General features: G+C 46.5%; 20 protein-coding genes and 1 tRNA gene. 9 read left to right on the forward strand and 12 right to left on the reverse strand.

What is annotated here, in order from left to right; translation table 11 throughout:
- The coding region (nrdD, locus tag Q0537_RS03370) for an anaerobic ribonucleoside-triphosphate reductase (protein ID WP_299225095.1) at positions 1-403 on the forward strand (403 nt) is incomplete at its 5' end.
- A gap of 386 nt (positions 404-789) precedes the next feature.
- On the opposite strand, the gene Q0537_RS03375 is transcribed toward nrdD, so the two are convergent.
- The gene (locus tag Q0537_RS03375; RefSeq protein ID WP_299225097.1) at positions 790-1746 is read right to left on the reverse strand and encodes a hypothetical protein; all 957 of its coding nucleotides are present in this window, start codon (positions 1744-1746) and stop codon (positions 790-792) included.
- A gap of 10 nt (positions 1747-1756) precedes the next feature.
- The gene (locus Q0537_RS03380; RefSeq protein WP_299225099.1) at positions 1757-2278 is read right to left on the reverse strand and encodes a hypothetical protein; all 522 of its coding nucleotides are present in this window, start codon (positions 2276-2278) and stop codon (positions 1757-1759) included.
- A 100-nt stretch (positions 2279-2378) separates the two neighbouring features.
- On the opposite strand from Q0537_RS03380, the gene mobB reads away from it, so the two are divergent.
- The 6 genes from mobB (at position 2379) to dapE (ending at position 6801) form a co-directional block, all read left to right on the forward strand.
- Positions 2379-2867: a molybdopterin-guanine dinucleotide biosynthesis protein B gene (mobB, locus tag Q0537_RS03385; protein ID WP_299225101.1), complete on the forward strand. Its 489-nt coding sequence runs from the start codon at positions 2379-2381 to the stop codon at positions 2865-2867.
- A 9-nt stretch (positions 2868-2876) separates the two neighbouring features.
- Positions 2877-3725: a class 1 fructose-bisphosphatase gene (locus tag Q0537_RS03390; RefSeq protein WP_299225103.1), complete on the forward strand. Its 849-nt coding sequence runs from the start codon at positions 2877-2879 to the stop codon at positions 3723-3725.
- Complete coding sequence (locus Q0537_RS03395) at positions 3725-3934, forward strand: hypothetical protein (protein WP_297960524.1); 210 nt, start codon at positions 3725-3727, stop codon at positions 3932-3934. Before Q0537_RS03390 ends, Q0537_RS03395 begins: the two co-directional genes overlap by 1 nt.
- Before the next feature lie 447 nt (positions 3935-4381).
- The gene (locus Q0537_RS03400) at positions 4382-4513 is read left to right on the forward strand and encodes a hypothetical protein (RefSeq protein ID WP_299225105.1); all 132 of its coding nucleotides are present in this window, start codon (positions 4382-4384) and stop codon (positions 4511-4513) included.
- 497 nt (positions 4514-5010) lie between these two features.
- Entirely contained in the window at positions 5011-5607 is a 597-nt protein-coding gene (locus Q0537_RS03405) for a LysE family transporter (protein ID WP_299225107.1), read from the forward strand.
- A 15-nt stretch (positions 5608-5622) separates the two neighbouring features.
- On the forward strand, positions 5623-6801 hold the full coding sequence (dapE, locus tag Q0537_RS03410; RefSeq protein WP_299225109.1) for a succinyl-diaminopimelate desuccinylase: 1179 nt from the start codon (positions 5623-5625) through the stop codon (positions 6799-6801).
- Between the two features lie 277 nt (positions 6802-7078).
- Here dapE and Q0537_RS03415 read toward each other — a convergent pair whose 3' ends face one another.
- The 4 genes from Q0537_RS03415 to Q0537_RS03430 all read right to left on the reverse strand — a co-directional run bounded on the left by Q0537_RS03415 (position 7079) and on the right by Q0537_RS03430 (position 11302).
- The gene (locus Q0537_RS03415) at positions 7079-7201 is read right to left on the reverse strand and encodes a hypothetical protein (RefSeq protein ID WP_299225111.1); all 123 of its coding nucleotides are present in this window, start codon (positions 7199-7201) and stop codon (positions 7079-7081) included.
- Between the two features lie 653 nt (positions 7202-7854).
- Positions 7855-8418: a methylated-DNA--[protein]-cysteine S-methyltransferase gene (locus Q0537_RS03420; RefSeq protein WP_299225113.1), complete on the reverse strand. Its 564-nt coding sequence runs from the start codon at positions 8416-8418 to the stop codon at positions 7855-7857.
- A gap of 144 nt (positions 8419-8562) precedes the next feature.
- Positions 8563-10464, reverse strand: a complete 1902-nt coding sequence (locus Q0537_RS03425; RefSeq protein ID WP_299225115.1) for a hypothetical protein — start codon at positions 10462-10464, stop codon at positions 8563-8565.
- 25 nt (positions 10465-10489) lie between these two features.
- The gene (locus Q0537_RS03430; RefSeq protein ID WP_299225117.1) at positions 10490-11302 is read right to left on the reverse strand and encodes a M23 family metallopeptidase; all 813 of its coding nucleotides are present in this window, start codon (positions 11300-11302) and stop codon (positions 10490-10492) included.
- Between the two features lie 108 nt (positions 11303-11410).
- Between Q0537_RS03430 and Q0537_RS03435 the strand changes: the two genes are divergently transcribed.
- Together Q0537_RS03435 and Q0537_RS03440 are read left to right on the forward strand one after the other, a co-directional pair.
- Positions 11411-12226, forward strand: a complete 816-nt coding sequence (locus Q0537_RS03435; RefSeq protein WP_005872227.1) for a lipid-binding SYLF domain-containing protein — start codon at positions 11411-11413, stop codon at positions 12224-12226.
- A gap of 255 nt (positions 12227-12481) precedes the next feature.
- Positions 12482-12557 (forward strand) — tRNA-Lys (locus Q0537_RS03440).
- A 514-nt stretch (positions 12558-13071) separates the two neighbouring features.
- Here Q0537_RS03440 and Q0537_RS03445 read toward each other — a convergent pair.
- From Q0537_RS03445 to Q0537_RS03470, 6 genes are all read right to left on the reverse strand, one after another.
- Positions 13072-14382: a sugar transferase gene (locus tag Q0537_RS03445; protein WP_299225119.1), complete on the reverse strand. Its 1311-nt coding sequence runs from the start codon at positions 14380-14382 to the stop codon at positions 13072-13074.
- Position 14383: 1 nt separating this feature from the next.
- Positions 14384-15748 (reverse strand): mannose-1-phosphate guanylyltransferase/mannose-6-phosphate isomerase, encoded by a 1365-nt coding sequence (locus Q0537_RS03450; RefSeq protein WP_299225121.1) that lies wholly within the window; start codon positions 15746-15748, stop codon positions 14384-14386.
- Positions 15741-16865 carry a glycosyltransferase family 4 protein gene (locus Q0537_RS03455; RefSeq protein ID WP_299225123.1) on the reverse strand — a complete coding sequence of 375 codons (1125 nt, stop codon included), beginning with the start codon at positions 16863-16865 and terminating at the stop codon, positions 15741-15743. The genes Q0537_RS03450 and Q0537_RS03455 overlap by 8 nt, the downstream gene beginning before the upstream one ends.
- On the reverse strand, positions 16862-17947 hold the full coding sequence (locus Q0537_RS03460; protein WP_299225125.1) for a glycosyltransferase family 1 protein: 1086 nt from the start codon (positions 17945-17947) through the stop codon (positions 16862-16864). The genes Q0537_RS03455 and Q0537_RS03460 overlap by 4 nt, the downstream gene beginning before the upstream one ends.
- Positions 17928-19142, reverse strand: coding sequence for a hypothetical protein (locus Q0537_RS03465; protein ID WP_299225127.1), 1215 nt, complete (start codon positions 19140-19142; stop codon positions 17928-17930). Before Q0537_RS03465 ends, Q0537_RS03460 begins: the two co-directional genes overlap by 20 nt.
- Positions 19094-19274 (reverse strand): hypothetical protein (locus Q0537_RS03470; protein ID WP_299225129.1); only part of this gene is annotated, 181 nt, incomplete at its 5' end. The genes Q0537_RS03470 and Q0537_RS03465, both read right to left, overlap by 49 nt.

A 19274-nucleotide genomic window follows, 5' to 3' on the forward strand; every position in this document is an offset into this window, starting at 1 on the left:
TGACCTCTTGAAGCTCTTCAAGGACGGTTTCTCGACGGGGCACGGCTACCTGCGCGAACCAAACGACATCCGCTCCTATGCCGCGCTCGGCTGCATCGCCATCCAGGCGAACCAAAACGAGATGCACGGCGGACAGGCGATCCCGAACTTCGACTATTCGATGGCGCCGGGCGTAAGGAAGACCTTCCGCAAGCTCTACTTCAAGGAGATTGCGAACTTCTTCGCCATCACGCTCGGCATGAAGCAGGACGACGCGAAGCTCTTGGCCAAGGAGATTCGCCGCTCGCTCTTGCCCTTGGGCATCACGATCGGCGGCGCGGACGTCTACAAGGCGGCGCTGATAGTCTTTTTTATCTTTGCGCTTGCTTTTTTCGAGCTTTATTTCTGGGGCGACGAGCTTTAAAATTCAAAATTTATTGAAATTTTATCGCGGCGTTTTGTGAGCGATTAAATTAACGCCCGAGCGTAAAATTTTAAGTAGCATGAAATCAAAATCGGGCGTTTTCGGCTATGGAATTTAAACATATAACCTATCCGCAGCTTACCCTCCGCGAAGGCTGCGACAAGTTTAAATTTAGCCTCTTTTGCAGCTTGTTTGCGACGCTTTAAAGCTTTGGATATGCAAGCCGCCGTTTTAAAATTTCGGCAAGTTTTAAATTTTAAATCTGCGCCTGCCCCCTGCGCCGTTTTAGTTAAATTTAACGGCGTGGGACCTGCGAGCGCGAGATGATTTAATCGCGATTTAATCGTGCGGCTCCGCGAGCACTTTAAAATTTAGCGATCAAATTGCTATTTAAAAAGCCCTTTAATCTTGCCAAAAAGCGACTTTTCGCCGCCTGCAGAGGTTGCGTCTTTATGATCTTCTGTGGCGGAATTCTCGCTACCGCCTTCTATCGTATCGCCGCTGCACGGGACGGTATTCTCGCCGCTTGCCTTCATTGCGCCGCCATCCGCTTCCGTCGCACTGCCGCCGCCCGTTACATCGACGCCGCGCAAAGCAGAATTCTCTCCGCCCGTCGTACCGCCTCCGCCTGCCTTATCTCGCTCTATCGCCTCGCCGATCTGCTGCGCCGCAATATCCGCGTAGATCAGCGCGCCATGAGTATCGCAATTAAAAAGATTTGAAAACGACTCGGACCTATTAAGATCAATCGGATTGGGCTCAACCACCTCGGTAGCCTCAAGTAGTCCCACTTCAAGCTCGCGCGCCAAATTTAGCGCCTTTAAAAACACGGGCAAATTCTGCGCATAAAACTCATCTATGGCAGATTTGATTTCGCCGCCCGCTTCATAATCGCGCAGCAGTTTCTGCACGCCATCGGCGCTAAGATACGCGCCGCAGCAGTAATTTTCGACGATCTCGTTGTGAATTTCGCCGCTAAACTCCGATAGAAATTCCGCCGGCAAAACCTCGCGCCAATCGCTTATGTAGGGTTTAAATTTAGAGCTTTGCTCCGCTAAAAAACTAAACGCCGTGCCGCGCGTGTAAAAATACTCTCTAAAATAGCCCTGCGCCACGGCGAGGTGAAATCCGTGCGTTTTATTAAAAATCCTCTGCGTGCCGTACTGCAGCGCCGAGCAGAAGCCATCCGCGTATTTTTCTGCGTAAAATTCATCCATCCCCGCTTCGCGCGCGATTTGAGCGATAGCCTCAAAATCGCCTTTCTGCGCGAGCTTTAGCGGTTCGAAATACCACTGCGAAATTTCATCTTTGCCGATCGCATGGTAGCTTATGTCGTAACCCATCCTCTCTCCTTTAATCTTTCAGATCGATCTGCGGCTGCCAATACAGCGACTTTGAAATTTTACGAAATTTCATCGTGGCATTGAGGTCGTTTGAGGTGCGGTAGCTAAGCACCAGCTCGTCCTTATCGCTCTTAGGCGCGGTGATCTTGTAGCGGCTTGACCACGCGATCTTAAAAAGCTCCTTTTGCAAAAGCGGATCTCCGTCGCTCAGCGGCGTTACGTTTGCGTTTACGCCGTTAATTTGAACCGCGCCGATCTGCACTTCTTTGGGATAGGAGGTGAGCAAAAACACCTCGTCTCCAGCGGCGTTTCTAAGCTCGGGCGCGACGGGATTTAGATAGGTCGCCACCCCCAAATAGCGATCGCCCGCGCGCACCGATTCAAATTTTTGCGTGTAGGCCAGAAACTCGTTTTTAAGCGGATCATGACGGGGATCGTTTGCGGAGCAGGAGTTTAAAAATAGCGCTAGCGCGGCTAGGAGCGCGCCCTTTAGCAGGCCGTTTAGCGCGCCGCTAAAATCAAATTTCTTCATCAATCTTTCCTTTGAAATTTTAGGCACATTTTAACGAATTTTGCTTTTTAAAAGGCTAAATTCGCTACAATCCGCTCATCTTAAAAAGCCGGATTTTAAAATGAAAAGACTTGTTATCGCATTTTCAGGCCCTTCCAACAGCGGCAAAACGACGCTAATTTGCAAGATCGCTAAAATTTTTATCGCTAGCGGACTGCGAACTGCGATCGTAAAGCACGATCCTGGCGATAAGGCGCGCTTTGACGTAGAGGGCAAGGACAGCGCCAAATTTAGCGCTCTCGGCGCCGAAACCGTCGTGATGAGCCCAACGCGGACGAGCTATTTTTCGCAGCGCTGTATGCAGATTGACGAGGTCGTGCGGATGCTAGGCGAGTTTGATATCTTGCTCGTAGAGGGGCTAAAGACGCTGCCGCTGCCGCGCATAAGCTTATTTCGCGACAGGATCGATCCGGCGTATCTACCATTTTCGGACGCGATCGCTTCAAATTTAAGCGGCGAGCAGATGGATAAGTTTTGCTCGGTAAATTTCGATATCAACGACGCTGCAGGCATTAGCGAATGGATCTTAAAAAACGCCAAAAAAATGTAAAGGAATAAAATGCAAGAGATCGTAAAATCAATCCAAAATATCGCGCTACAAATCGCCGAGGAGCTGAAATACGCGGACTTCGGCTACACCGATCATCACAACAGCACGGGCGATACGCAGCTCAAACTCGACGTAAAAAGCGACGCTATAATCGAGGCGGAATTTCGCAAAAATCCGCTCGTGCGCGCCCTAATCAGCGAGGAGAAAGATGAAATTTTAACGCTGCGAGAGGATGCGCGCCTAATCGTCGCTTACGATCCGCTCGACGGCTCAAGCTTGGTGGACGTAAATTTCGCCGTGGGCTCGATATTTGGCATCTACGAGGATGAAATTTCGCCCGCAAACTTAAAAGCGGCGATCTATTGTATCTATGGGCCGCGCCTTGAGATGGTCGTTTGCGAGGATGCGCCGAAGCTCTACCGCCTAAATCGCGAGGGCAAATTTAGCTTCGTAAAAGACCTGCGCCTACAGCAAAAAGGCAAGCTAAACGCCACGGGTGCAACGCAAAAGGGCTGGAGCGAACCGCACCGAAAGCTCGTGCGAGCGCTGTTTGACGAGGGCTACCGCCTGCGATACAGCGGCGCGATGGTAAGCGACCTGCATCAAATTTTATTAAAAGGCGGCGGACTTTTCAGCTACCCCGCTACCAGCGATCATCCGCGCGGCAAGCTTCGCGTAACATTCGAAGTGCTGCCGTTTGCATTTATCTTCGAGCGCGCCGGAGGCGCCACCAGCGACGGCGAAAACGGCTCGCTTTTGCAGCTAAAGATTGAAAAAATCCACCAAAGCAGCCCTTGCTTTTTCGGCTCGAAGTACGAGATCGCGAAGATGCATGAAATTTACGGCGGTAAAAACTGATGGCTGATACCGAGAACACCGCGCCGCGCGACGTTTACGACGAAATTTTGGATAAAAGCTTAGCCGCGCTACAAGCGTGCCAAGCCGAGCACAACCTCACCAGCTGCCTGGAGTGTGAGAAGCTGCTGGATTGCGCGGTGCGCGACAAATACGTCAAGGCGGTTTATGAGAGCATGTCGCACGGCGCGACGGGGGATTTTTCGTTTTAAATTTAGCTATTGCGATCGCGGAATTTTACGAAGCAGGCTGTTTAAAGCTCTTGCGGCGCGAGGTTTTGCAAAGCGAGCTTTGCGCGCAAGATCTCTGTAAACCAAGCTGCGGCGCGGAATTGCTCTGCGACGCAGATTTAATCCAGCGGCGCGCAGGTTCTTGCTTTGCAGCACGGAATTTGTCCCGCTGCGAAACGATAAAATTTACGGCGCGATTTGGCGTCGTGGCGAGATATGCTCTGCGGCGCGTCTATTTTGTGGGCCAGGTTTGCGGCGGTCGATAAAATTTAAAATGCGAGCGTAGCCAAATTGCGGGCGGGCGGTTAAATTTAAAGCGGGCGATCGGTCAAATTTTAGACGCTGCGGCTGGATTTTAAAATTTACGGATAAAATTTTAAAGCGCGAAATTTCGCTTCGCAAAATTTTATCTGCGATCATGGGTTATTTATGAGCGCGGACACGCGAAATTACGCAAAGCAAAATTTCGGCGAGCTAAATTTTACCGCTGCGATCTTTAAATTTACGCGACTAAAACTTACCGACTTGCGCGAGCCGCCGTTCGTCGCCAATCTTTGCTAGTTTAAATTTCGCCTTGCGAAATTTAGCTTGCAAACTTAGCGAGACGGCGGATTTTGCCTCGCAAAATTCAAGCCGTAAATTTAAACCACGATCCGTGCGTTAAAATTTAAAAACTAAATTTGAAGTCTAGTGAGCGGGTCCACCGCATGAATGCTCGTATAAATTTCAAGCACATAATGCTCATATTGAAATTTTGAGACTGAGCGTGTATGTGAATCGCTCGTTAAAATTTCAAAGTCGAGGCGCATGCAAGCGCACACGTTAAAAATTTTAGAGCCGAGCGGGCTACGACGCACGCGTTAAAATTTTAAAGCTTAAGGCGCATTACGGCGGCGATTGCGTTAAATTTAAAAACCGATCGGCGGTCGCGCGGAATTTTAGGATTGATCCATTCGCGAAGCTGTGCGTCATCGATCTATTTGCAAAGCCGCGCCCATAGATTTTTTCGTAGCGGCGCGTGCCGAAATTTAGCACATTTGGGGAGTATAAGCAGAGGAATGCAGTCGTTCATACAAGGGGTTTTGATGGGGCTGGGCGTTAGCGTGCCGATCGGTCCGGTAAACGTGCTGATAATGTCCTACGCACTGCGAAGCTACACCAAGGCGCTATGCCTGGGCTTCGGCGCCATGAGCGCAGATATGCTCTATCTGGCGCTATCGGCATTCGGCATATCGCAGTTAGCCAAAATCCCGATCGTTTTTGCCTGCATATCGGTATTTAGCGCATGCTTTTTACTCTACACGGCGTACGCGTTCTGGCATGGCGCGACTAGCTCGGTGCAGCCTGCAAGCGTTGAGGCTTGCTCAGGCGCGGCGCTTTACGGCAAAGGCTTTTTGATAAATTTACTAAATCCATACGTCATTATGTTTTGGCTCAGCGTCTCTGCCGGTACCGCGCGAGCAAATTTCGCGCTTGCTCTTGCGGGGCTTGTAAGCGGAATTTTAGCTTGGATCACGCTTTTTCCGCTTGCTATATATCTAGCTCGTAGCAAGCTTCCAAACATAGTAGTGCGAGCATTTGCATATATCTCGGCGTTTATTTTGGTATTTTTTGCACTAAAGCTTCTATACGCTATAATTTTTGCTAAAATTTAAACCAAAGGATGGCTTATGAAACCGATTGAAATTCTAAAAGAGCTCATCAAATTCCGCTCGCTCACACCTAGCGACGACGGAGCTTTCAACTACGTCTCGATGCTGCTGGCGGACTTTAGCGAGGATAGATTCGAGCTAAACGGCGTAACTAACGCGATTTTTACCAAGCGTTTCGGACAGGGTCCGCATCTGTGCTTTGCCGGGCACATCGACGTCGTGCCGCCGGGCGAGGGCTGGGCGAGCGATCCCTTTGTGCCGGTGGAAGCGGATGGCTTTTTATACGGGCGCGGCGCGCAGGATATGAAAAGCGGCATCGCAGCGGCAATCTGCGCGCTAGCGGCGGCACACGATTTTAAGGGCACGCTGAGCCTACTACTAACCAGCGATGAGGAGGGTGACGGCATCTACGGCACGCGCGAAATGCTCTCTAAATTGCGCGAGCAAGGTGCCCTACCCGACTTCACAGTCGTTGCGGAGCCTACATGCGAAGTATGCTTCGGCGATACCATTAAGATCGGCCGTCGCGGCTCGATTAACGGCATCCTCACACTCACGGGTATCGGCGGGCACGCAGCCTACCCAGATAAATGCATCAATCCTGTCCACATTTTAGCGCCGGTGCTAGCAAGCCTCGCGGGGCATGATCTGGACGCTGGCAGCGAGGATTTCGCTTCGGCTAAGATAGTCATCACCGACATTCGCGGCGGTTCGCAGGTAGTAAACGTAACACCCAAGGACGTACGCGTGATGTTTAACGTACGCGGCGGCGTAGGGCTGGGGCTGGAGGACGTGCGAGACTACGTACTGAGGTTATTTGAGCTGGATGCTAAAGACGTGCTGTGCAACGAAAGCGAATCCTGCGGCAAGCTAGAAATGAGCTGCACCGCACAGCTGCGAGCAGGCGCATCGCTACATCTCGCACTAAAAAGCTCCTCAAAGCCTTTTTTAACTCAGCGAAACTCTAAGATCGTGCAAAAACTAAGCGCTAGCGTGCAGAAGATCTGTGGCGCAGCAGCCGAGCTAAACACCGCAGGCGGCACGAGCGATGCGAGATACTTCGCGGAGTTTGGCGTGGAGACGGCGGAGTTTGGCGTGCGAAACGACACGATCCATCAGATCAACGAACGAGTAGAGATTAGCGACATCGAAAATTTAGCTAAAATTTTTAGCGATCTGATAGAAAATTTCGACTAATTTAGGAATTTGGCAAAGCTGCGTAGATTTTCTGCGTTCTGCCAAGCTTCGCCAAATTTGCCAGGGTTTTCGCTCGTAGTTGCTTGGCAAATTTTATCTTTGCCGTGCGTATTGCGTAAGAATTTCGCTCTGCGCCTCTTTTGCTAAGAATTTTATCTGCAGCACGCTCGCCGCTTTTACAATTACTTTGCTATGCAACGTCGCTTTCGCAAGAAAGAAGCCTTAGCTAAACGTGCCACTTCGAAGGTGAGCTTTGACGACGATAATGCTGCCCCTACTAGGATTTTTTATAAAAATGCTGCTTCTGCGAGAATTTCAGCAAATAGCGCGGTCTTTGCGCAAAATTCATCTCGCTCTCTTCGCGCAAAATTTCATCTTCGCTAGGTGTCTCTAGCAGCATACTGCTGTACTTTGCCGTCTCCGTGAAAAATTTTATCTTTGGCGCACCCGCCGCTTTCGCAAGAAGCTTGGCTAGGACAATGCCGTTTCTGCTGGGATACCGCCCGCTTCGTGGATTTATAGAATTTTATTTAGTCACGTTGCCGCTGAGATAAATTCTGCCCCGCTTACCGCTTCTGCGCGGATTTTAACCATGCCTGACAAGCGCAATTAAAATTTTACTTTGCTTTGATACAGCGGCGTGGAATTTTGCCCATACGGCGTAGCGACACAGAATTTTAACCTCTGCAAAATTCCGCCTCAAAACTTGCTATCCTTGCCTATTTTCACGAAAGGGATTCAAAATTTTGCTGCTTTACGCGCTGCTCTGCACTAAATGCACGCAGGATAAAATTTATCAAAGGATTTCAGCGCAGAATTTCGTGAGGCTAAATTTTATCACTGCGAAAAATTTCAACCACTCATAGCAGGCGTCTGCGGCGTGATAAATTCCAAATTAGAGCTTCAAGCAGGCTTCGCTTCTTGCAAAATTTTAACTATCTTGGTCGCCGCAAAAACTAGAAATTTACAAAATCGTTTTATGAAATTTCGCAGCGTCTCGCGGTAAAATTTTAAAATCAGCGCCGTACCTGCAAAGCAGAATTTAACGGAATTTTACTTGCCCAATTTGGCTAAGCTTTCTCTTTCGAAGTTTAGCAGCCACGCTTTGGTCGCTACGCCACCCGCGCCGCTGTATCCGCCGAGCCCGCCCGCAGCTACGACGCGGTGGCACGGCACGATGATGGGGATTTTGTTTTTGCCGTTTGCGCCGCCTACTGCGCGGCTTGCGTGCGGTCTGCCGATAGCCCGGGCTAGCTCGCCGTATGTTACGACCTCACCATAAGGGATCTCTAAAAGCGCGCTCCACACGGACTTTTGAAACTGCGTGCCATTTTGGCTCAGTTTAACGCTAAAGCTTTCAAGCTCGCCCCTGAAATATGCGCCAAGCTCGTCTGTACAAAGAGCCAAATTCTTTTTTAAATCGCTAAGCCTTAAATCGCGTCCTTTATCATCCGCTGCACGCACAAAGCCGAATTTAAGCTCTGCGTCGTGTTTTTTAAAGATCTCGTCATTGGGGCTGCAGACAGAGCTTTTGACCCAGTCGATACTGCAGATCCCGATCTCGTCATCCTGAATTTCAAGCATTCCAATAGGCGAATTAAAAAAGGCTTTTTGCATCTCAATCCTTTCAAATTTTTACTGGTTTGATCAAAAAAATTTTAAAAAACGCTTGTTGCGGTGCGAGCTAAAGCTCGAAAACGATGGAATTTCATGCGGTAACGCGAATTTTTTAAAATTTACACGCGAGGCGCCGCAAAGCCTCTACTCAAACCGCATGATGTTTACTAAAACCCCGTCGAAAACATCTTGCTTAAAAAGCTTGATCTCGCGCACGATATCAGCATTGTCGTCGTCGATGACGCCGTTTTTGACGAGGCTGTCCTCGATGAGCTTAAAGATAAAGGCGTGGTTGCTGACGTCGGAGATACCGCTTTTAAAGCCCATTTCAAGGCGCACCGGCACGCCTATGTGCACGCCGCGTAGGTCCTTGGCGATGTAAAGATCAGCGATCGTGCGCACCATCTTTTTCGCCATTTGGTAGCTCGCCGTGGACGACAAAATATCATTAAGACCGAAATTCTCCATCAAAAGCGGAATACGAACGCGCGCCAAAACCCCTTCGCCAGGCTCGCTCGCGCTCTTTTTCAAAAACGAAATTTTAATCCTATGCGCGATGCCTATGAAACGCGGCTTAAGCTCGATGAGCCTAGCTTTAGACGCTTGCGGTAGCGAGATAGGACGCGAAGTGCTTGCAATAGGCAGAGCCTGCGGACGTCCCGGCAGGCGCGCGCGCTCTTTCGCAGGCGCTTTGCGCGCAGGCTTGCCATAGAAATTTACGGGCTTAGTCGCAAAAGTTGATTCGCTCCCAAAAGCAGCAGACGCGGGCTCATCACCAAGCGCCCCCTCCGCCATAGAAGAAGCAAACGTAGAATTCTCACCCGTTAACGCAGGCTGCGCGGATTGCTCAAATTCGGGCACAAATTTATTTCCCACTTGCGGCGGCAAATTCGAAGGGCGCCACTCTTGTGCGGAGCTTTTCTGTGCTAAATTTTGCCCGGCGGAATTTTCGGGCGCGCAATTTTGCCCTTTTGCCAAAAACGCGGAATTCTCACCAACGAAATTCTCATCTTGAGGCGCGAATTCCAAGGCATTTTCTAAGGCAAAATTTGCGGCACGGCAGCTAGCGGAATTCGCGATTTGCCCCTTAGAAAACTCGGAACCTTGAGGCCCACAATCATTTGCGCACTTTATATCAAGCGCAGAATTTGCGAAAGTGGAATTTTTTGATGCAGAGCTTTGTGCCGTAGAATTTTTACTTCGTAAGTCCGCGTCCTGCTCTGCTACAAACGAATTTTCAGCTGCAAAATTCTCCGTTTGCGCCATAAAATTAGAATTTTGCGCCTCAAATGCGGAATCCCTCACGAGCGCAGAGCTTTGCGCGGAAATAAAATTTCGCGATGTAGGAATGAAGCTTTGTCCTTTGGCAGAATTCGCAGGCGCAGAGCTTTGCGGCATAAAATTTTTACTTCTCGCGTTTGCGCTCTCTTCGAAACTAGCAGCAAGCCCCACGCTCACGTCATCCTGCGCAGCATCATTTTGCAAAATTAAATTCTCGCGCGTCGTATCCCACGCGGTATCTGCGCAAAATTCCGCCCGAGCTGCGCCATAAAATTCTGCTTGCGAAACATCTTGAAATTCTGCCCTAGAAGTAAAGCCTTGCGCACTCTGAGCGCTGCGCGCAGGAAAATCTCGCTCGCCGCGCCTCGCATTTGTGGCATACGAGGTCTTTGCCAAGCTGCCGCCAGCCTCGGGCGAAACTGCGCCCGAATCTCCGCCGCAAAAGCTATCAAAATCGCAGGCGCCGTCAAACTCCGCATAGCCATCCGCCTCGCGGAGACGATCTGTGCGGGCTTTCTTTTTGGGCGTAGAAGGGAGCGTGAGCCTACCTGCAAGCTCGCGTCCACCGGAGTTTAAAATCCCAAAAATTCTAGCTCTAAAACGCTCGAACTGCTCGCCACTGAGCGAAATTTTGTCGTTTAGGCTCTGCACGCCGAAGTCTGCAGCGGTAAAATTTACGATCGCTCCGTCCCTACTCGCGACGCGGACGCGACCCTTGACCGAGCCTTTTAACTTAAAATCGCTGCCTGCGAGAATTTTTTTCATCAACTCCTTCGGATTGTAGGGCATTTTAGCGCTCGCCAAAAACCACTTCATTAAATTTAGCGACGAAGCTTAGCGGATTGACGCTCACGCCGTTGATCGCGATGCCGAAGTGCAGATGCGGGCCGCTGACTCTACCGCTCTCGCCCGAAAGCGCGATTTCATCGCCTTTGCGAACGTGATCGCCAAGCGCCACTTTGATCTCGCTTAGATGATAGTACTGCGAATAGATGCCGCCGCCGTGATCAATCACGACCGAACCGCCGGCATAGTAGCGGTCTTTGGCGATGACTACGACGCCGTCATTGGCGGCGCGCACCGCAGTGCCTACCGCGGCACGATAATCGGTGCCGCTGTGATAGCTTTTAAGCTCGCCATTAAAGGTGCGGGCATTGCCGAACGCAGAGGTTATTTTGGAGTTTAAAGGCAGCTCAAACGGCGTGGAAAAAAGATAGCGTGGCGTGGTGATCGCATAGATCGCGTTGGCTTCGTCGAGCTCTTTTTTGATACGCGCGGCGGCTTCTTTGGGCGGTTTAACTTTACCTGGAGCGACACTTAGAGCCTCTTTTTTATACTCGCCCTTTTTCAAAGCGACGATCTGCTCGTGACTGCCGCTTTGATCTACTATCCGCAGTGCAAAATCTCCCTTAGCGCGGTAATTCGCTGCTAAAACGGCGATTTTATCGCTAGAATTTGGAGCCATGATGAGAGGAATTTGTTTTGAGCCAAAGCTCAACTCGGTCGTGCTTTGATCTAATTTTAAGATAATAACGTCGCCGTTTACTATGTCTAAAGCGAAAATTTTGATCGCCAAAAGTGCAAAAATAGCTAGAAATTTCATAAATTTTCCAAAATTCGTTATTTTTCATCAATTTTTTGTTAAAAATTAGCTAAAACAAATGAAATTGCTGTTATAATAACGAAAATTCAATTTTAAAAGGATTAAATGATGAAAAAGTTTTTGCTTCTAGCATCTGTTGCACTTTGCGGTCTTTTGCACGCGGACGTCGTGGCAAATCAAGAGGTTATAGCGGCGACTAACGTCGTTAGATCTTTCGTAGCGGCTAATAACTTCGGCACCGATGAGCGCTATCTAACCAGCGCCAAAGCCGTCGCAATCCTAACCGACGTAAAACGTTTAGCTGCGGGCGCATCGCTACAATACGGCGATGGAATTTTTAGCGTCAAAGGCGAGAACGGCGAGTGGAGTTCGCCGATTTTTATCAAATATAAAGGCTACGGCGTGGGCTTACAAGCAGGCTACGAGACGAGCGACATCGTGATGATCTTTCATACTACGAAGTCATATCAAGACATTTTTACCGGCACAGATACCCTTGAGATCAATGTAGGTGCTGCGGCGGGCGGCGTAGGTAGAAGAACAGGTCGCGCAACCGATCTACCTGATATTTCTGCATGGATGGTAAGCCCGGGCGAGCAAACAGGCGTCTACCTAGGCGTATCGATCGACAACGGCAGAATCACTATCGACGATCAACTAACTAACGACTTCTATGAGAGAATTTACGACTACGAGGATATCTTAAACGATTCTCCGCGCGCGAATAAATACGCAAAAAGATGGAAGGAAGTGATGAGGAAATATTTCACAAACGGCGAGAAATATGGCGCTAGCAGCAGTGCAGCGATACCTGTAAATCACGTGCAGAAAAAATATCCTGACGGTAAGCCGATCATCTCAAACCGCTCTCCTAGAACTCATGCTAAGGCTACGCGAAGCAAAAAGGCTAAAAAAGCAAAATAAATTATCGAGTTAAGCCCCGCTTATGGGGCTTCTTGTTTTGGACTTTGCGTTGAGTTTGCGCAAGAGCGCCTAGATGTGAAATCGAAGTGCATAGGTTATTTTAAAAAGATTTATTGGTTCTTTACTAAAGTATTTTATTTAATTTTTATGAGTTATTAGATATATAAAGACCGAATAAAATTTTATGAAATTTAACGAAATTTTTATAAAATTTAATCAGTTTTTTATATTTTTATCACTACAATTATAGTTCTTGTCTCGTTAGCTCAGTTGGTAGAGCATCTGACTCTTAATCAGGCGGCCGTAGGTTCGAATCCTACACGGGACACCACTTTTTATCGCTCAAATAGATCAAAATTTTATCCGTTAATTCCACAAATTTTAAAATAGCTGCAGCTTTTGTGAGATAGGCATTTTAAAATTTTAAAATGCGTCGGCGAGAAAGTAAGGGCAAAATTTATCTGTCTTGTAAAAATTTTACATCGTAGTATTCGAGCAGAAGCGGAAAGCGGCAGTAAATTTTATCGGGTAGAGCCCTTTTTTGTGTGCTTAAGTAATACGATTTGCGCTAATAATTTTCCCCAGATACTACATCATCTTAATCGCGTGCATTAAACTATCACCATTTTTACGTAGTCTTATTTTACGCAAGCATGCGATGAAATTTCAAAATTTCAAATTTTGCACTGCAAACTCCTAGCTATTGCCGCGCGATTGTATTGTTATATATGATTTTAAATAGTGCAAATTTAGCCTCAAGCGATTCTAATATCTCGATCGAAGCGCTTGTATTAAATTAAAATTTATCTCAAAAGAGGCAGCCCCGTCTTAAACTCTATAAACTATCAGCTTGCCCCTTCGCGCGCCAAAACGACTTTGAAGGTTTTTAAAATAATGACGATATCGTTCCATATCGACCAGTTTTTCATATACCACACATCCATGCCCGCCCTGGTCGCAAAATCCACATCGCTGCGCCCGCTCACCTGCCAAAGTCCCGTGATACCGGGCTTGACGGCGAGTATGAGATCAGCGTATTCGCCCATATCTTTGCGCTCGTATTGTGCGCATGGGCGAGGACCAACGATGCTCATTTCGCCCTTTAGGACGTTGATCAGCTGAGGAAGCTCATCTAACGAGCTTTTTCGCAAAAAATCGCCCAGCTTCGTGATCCGCGGATCGTGCTCGTATTTGTGATATTTTTCAAAATACTCCACCTCTTGCGGATTTTGCTTTAGATACTGAGCTAAAATTTCATCGCCGTTTTTTTTCATCGAGCGAAATTTCAGACATCCAAACGGCTTACTGCCAAGCCCCATCCTTTGATGCGAAAAAAATATGCTCCCTGTGGGCTCTTTTAGCTTCATCATCAGCACGATTATACCAAAAATCGGCACCAGCAAAGGAAGTGCTAAGAAAATTAGCGCCAAATCAAGCCCGCGTTTAAGAGCTAAATTTAAAGGGCTTTTCAGAGAATTTCGTATCGCAAAGAGGCTGGTACGCGAGGCAAAAACGCTGTAAATATCTGCCTGCGTAAAGTCGTATGAGCGCAGCACGGGGGTGAATAAAATTTCTTTGTTCTTTCTGATATTATGCTCGATAAGCTCGTTCAAGGCTTTCGCCCCAAGCCTACTTCCGCCGATAAACAACACGTCGTAATCGCTGCCAAGAGCTCTAACGTATCCCAAATACGCGCTTTCTAAGACGGCGCTCTCAAACTCTTCGCCCTCGCCTAAAATTTTCGCCCTCTTCTGCCATAGGCCAAATTTAAAAAGCTCTCTTTTCGTTATGAGCTTAAAAATCGGCAAAACCACCGCCATAAAGGCAAAGCTCAGAATAAAGCTGGCGCGCGAAAATTCGTAATTGACTTTGATTAAAGCAAGCAACGCAAGGCTGAGCAAAAGCCCAAAAAAGCAGCTTCTCACTAAAATTCTACTCTCGTGCCAAAAATCATATCGCCTCGAATAGATCCCTTGATAAAAAAACAAAAATATCATTATGACGTAGGACGGCGCGAAGCCCTGATACCTGCCGATATCCAGCAGCACGCTATCGCCGTAGAGCAGATTTTTAAGCACCACGGCAAGCCCGAAGCAAAGCCAGATGCCGAAAATATCGACCGCCAAGATTATCAAAATGCAGAGTTGCTTTTTCATCCTAACTCCTATTAAAATCGTCTTGCAGGCGCACGATATCGTCCTCGCCGGTGTAGCTGCCGACTTGAGCTTCGATTAGTACAACGGGAATTTTGCCCTCGTTTGCGAGACGGTGAACCTCGCCCATCCTAATGAACGTAGATTCATTCTCGCGTAGTAAGAAATTTCGCTCGCCCACAGTCACGGTCGCAGTGCCGCTAACAACGATCCAGTGCTCGTTGCGATGGTAGTGCTTCTGCAGCGATAGCCGCTTGCCGGGCTTAACGACGATGCGCTTGATCTTGTAGCCGCGCTCATCTTCGAGCACCGTGTAGCTGCCCCACGGGCGGTGCGTCGTTACATGCACGCGCGCTAGATCGCTACCGCCTAGCCGCTCCACCACCTGCTTTACCTTTTGGGTAGAGCCTTTTTTGCATATGAGCAAAGCGTCTTTGGTATCGACGATAGCGAGATCCTCGACGTCTATGGCTGCTATAGTGCGGCCCGAGCCGATGATGAGATTGTTTTTAGAATTTAGAGCGATATTTTGCTCGCTTGCGGTGTTGCCGTTCGCGTCTTTGGGCAGCTCGGCGTCTAAGCTATCAAAGCTTCCCAGATCGCTCCAGCCGATGTCTGCGGGCACGACTTTGGCAAGGCTCGTGCGCTCCATAACCGCGTAGTCGATGCTATCTGCGGGGATCTCTTGCATATCGTCTAGTTTAATTCTAATCGGATTTTCCGCATTAGAATTTTTGTGCGCACGGATGCAGGCTTCATAAATTTCAGGACTTTGAGCCTTTAGTTCGCTCAAAAATACGCCCGCTTTAAACATAAACATCCCGCTGTTCCAGTAAAAATTCCCCGCTTCTATGTAGCTTTGCGCCGCCGCAAGCCCAGGCTTTTCGTGAAATTTTAACACGTCCTCGCCGCTAGCTTCGATATAGCCGTAGCCCGTATTTGCCTCCGTGGGCTTGATACCAAACGTCACCAAAAACCCCTGTTTCGCAAGCTCGTGCGCGCGCAAGACACTGTTTTTATACGCCGCCTCATCTCTAATTAGATGATCGCTCGGCGTTACAAAAACAATCTCCTCGGCCTTTAAGCTCAAACACGCAAGCGCGATCGCAGGAGCTGTGTTTCTGCCGACTGGTTCGAGCAAAAATTTCACGCCGCGCGCACCCAAAGCCTCAAGCTGATCGAGCGCCAAAAAATACTGCTGCTCATTCGAGACGACAAGCGTGCGCTCGCATAGCGGGGAGTTTCGCTCATAGCTCATCATAAAAAGCGAGCGGTCGTCAAAGAGGCGCACGAACTGCTTGGGCATAAGCGTGCGGCTGATGGGCCACAGCCTCGTGCCGCTGCCGCCGCTTAGGATTATATTAGTCATTTAGGCCGTCCTTAAATTCCTCATATTTTTTCTCGACGTAGCTTTTGATCTCGGTTTCAAAGCGCGCGCGCGAAAATTTTAAAGAATTTTCTCTGATTTTTACAGGCTCAAATTTATCATAATTTTGCTCAAATTTTGCTACGGCGGCAAGCAGCTCCTTTGTGTTTTGCTCCATAAAATACAGCCCGCTCTCGCCATCAAGCACCGTCTCGCGAGCGCCGCCGCGCCCGAAGCAGATCACCGGCGTGCCGCATGCCTGCGCCTCCACTGGCGTAATGCCGAAGTCCTCCTCTGCGGCAAAAACAAATGCCTTAGCCCGCCCCATGAGATCCGCCATCGTTTCATCGCTCGCAAAGCCCAAAAGCTCGACATTTTTGCCCGCTTTTGACTTGATTTTTGCCATATCGGGGCCATCACCGATGACAAGTAGCTTTTTATCCGTCTGCGAAAACGCCTCAACGATAAGATCGATCTTTTTATACGGCACCATGCGCGAGGCGGTGAGGTAAAACTCCTCTTTGGCTTCGCGCAGCGTAAATTTATCCACGTCCACGGGCGGATAGATGACGTCGCTAGGCTTGCCGTAGGTTTTTTGGATACGGCGCGCGATGTAGCGGCTGTTTGCGACGTAGTGATCCACACGGTTTGCGGTACTTGCGTCCCAAAGGCGAATTTTATGTAAAAAATACTTCGCCAGCATACCCTTTAGACCGCGGTCCAGCCCGCTTTCGCGCAAGTACTGATGATATAGATCCCACGCGTAGCGGATCGGCGTGTGTACATAAGCGATGTGAAGCTGATTTGAGTGCGTCAGCACCCCCTTTGCGACGGCATGCGAGCTAGACAGCACGACGTCATAACTGCTTAGATCAAACTGCTCTATCGCGAGCGGAAATAGCGGCAGGTAGTTGCGGTATTTGTCCTTCGCAAAGGGCAGCTTCTGGATAAAGCTTGTGTGGGCGCGCTTGCCTTTTAAAATTTTATTTCTGTCGGCATCGCTTAAAAAGTCGATGAGGCTGTAAATTTCAAAATCATCCCAGATATCGGTAAAACTCTCGACGCATTTCTCTGCGCCCGCATAGGTGCTAAACCAGTCGTGGATAAGGGCTTTTTTCATTGCAAATTCTCCATTATTTCGATAATCTGCTTAGCCGAGCACTCCCAGCTAAATCTTTTTACATTTTCAAAACCTTTAGCGCGAAGCTCGTTTTGTAAATTTTTATCGTTTAAAACGGTTTGAATTTTATTTCTCATATCTTCTATGTCATTCGGATCAAAATAAACAACGCTATCGCCGCAAACTTCAGGCAAACTCGCAGCATTTGAGCAAACGACCGGACAACTGCACGCTTGCGCCTCAAGCGGCGGAATACCAAAACCCTCGTATAACGACGGAAACACAAATAATTTCGCCAAATTATAGATAGCAGCGATATCTGCGTCTTTAACATAGCCCGTAAAAAATATACGATTACTTAGATTTTTTCTCCGAATAATCTCAGAAATAATGCTATCGCCCGTTATAAAGCCATCCTTTTTCCCTACTATGACTAAATTTAAATCCATCTTTTCTAATGCAAATAATAAATTCTTTAAATTCTTATGCGGTTTGACATTTCCTACAAACAAAACGAAATCCTCAGGAAGACCATAGTCCTTTGCCACCACTTCTAAGGCGTTTGAATCGCAATGGCGATTAAAGCGCCTCTCGTCTATCGCATTTGGCACAACGAAAATATTTTTATCGGTTTTAGTATATTTTAATATCTCGCTCCGCGAAAAATTTGAAACGCTAAGAACTATATCGCTTCTGCTTAGTGCTTGATTAAAAATCGTTTTTGCATATATTTTCTGCATAAAATTTAGCGTATCATAAAAGGCCAAATGAAATGCATCATGGATAGTAACTGCTCTAAATTTAGCTCTTATTGGTAGAATTGGAATATTGTAATGCGGAGACCAAAAGATATCGCATTTAGGAATTTTTAAAGGCAGCTCAAGCTGCTCCTTTATAGAATAAATTTTAGATTTACATTCTAAAATTTTAACGTTTTTGCTCCACGCATAGTCCCGTATCTCGGCTTTACTACCAAGCAGAATAACCTCAAATTTTTCCACCAAAAAAGGCAGTAGTGATTTGACATATGTACCTATACCGGATGCTTTATGCATACGAAAATCAACTATTAATTTTTCCATTCAATCGCTCATACTTAAAATTATATATCAATCCAGCAACCATCCAAAAAAACAGTTTCTCAGCATTTCCAAAAAAATGATCATTAAAAAAGCTAATAAAAACAAAAGCAAAAATATATGCTATAAAATATAAAAATATATTATCTTCCATTTTTATATATAATAACCAAGCCATCTTTATTATATGATATAAAAATGCATAAAATACACAAAAGCCAAGTACTCCAAGCTCTATAAGTGCTTTTAAATATTCAGAATGGGGTGTAATAATCTTTGCGTTGCCAAAAACATACGAAGCCGCTCCAAGACCATATCCAAAAGGATTGGCGAAGAAGAGAGAGATAGCATTATCCCAGATTTCATATCTAGTTATAACACTAGGTGCACCAAAAGGAGTATAATGAAGCCAGGAGCCATATAAAGACCACACACCTGAAAGATATGTAATTTTTGCAAAATAATATAATATACAAATATTTACAAAGAAATATATATTAAATAACATAGGATTAAATTTAATTTTTAATAAAAATAACATAAAAATAAAAATAGCTGCAAATACTAATGGATTTTTAGGAATATAGAAGCAAGATAGAGTTGCAAGAGCCAACAAAAAAATATATTTATATTTATTTCTAAAAATAAAAGATAGCACGACAATAGAAATGCCATATATGTATAAAGTCTGTTCCCCCACAAAAAATGATCTTGTTCTAATTTCTCCATCTGATTCAAATGAGTTACTCATCAAATTAAAAGCCTCCTTTTCGAAGTCGGCATAGCCAAATATCTCATTAAATATAGCATAAAAAACCGATAATATAAAAAAAGAGCCCAGCCCAGAAATAATAAAATTAATTTGAGTTTTTGATCTAATACAATTTGAAAAGAAAAAGAAAGTTCCAATAACTGGTAAAAAATATGTCATAAAGGCAACAGCTCCGATTTTAATATCAAAAAACATATAAATAAATAATATGCAAATAAAAATATTCATATATATGGAAGTCTTTTTTCTGAAAGAAAAAATAGCTATAAATAACCATATTAAATAAATTAAAGCCTTATATGTATACGCATATGAGCCAAAATAAAATAGGCTAAATCTATCAATAAAATTATTTAAGCAATACAAAGTAAAAACTATTATATATAGAAAAGTAAATTCAATATTTTTTGTATTTTTGCGTTCCAATCATTATCCTTTATGAAATTAGCGGCTTTATCCATTCTATTCTTATCTGAATTCACAGATTTTTCTATATTAAGTATAAAATCCTCCTTAGAATTAGACAAAAAAACCAAATCTTCAAGTTGCTTTAGTTCT

The organism is uncultured Campylobacter sp. (assembly GCF_938017775.1).
Lineage (GTDB): Bacteria > Campylobacterota > Campylobacteria > Campylobacterales > Campylobacteraceae > Campylobacter_B.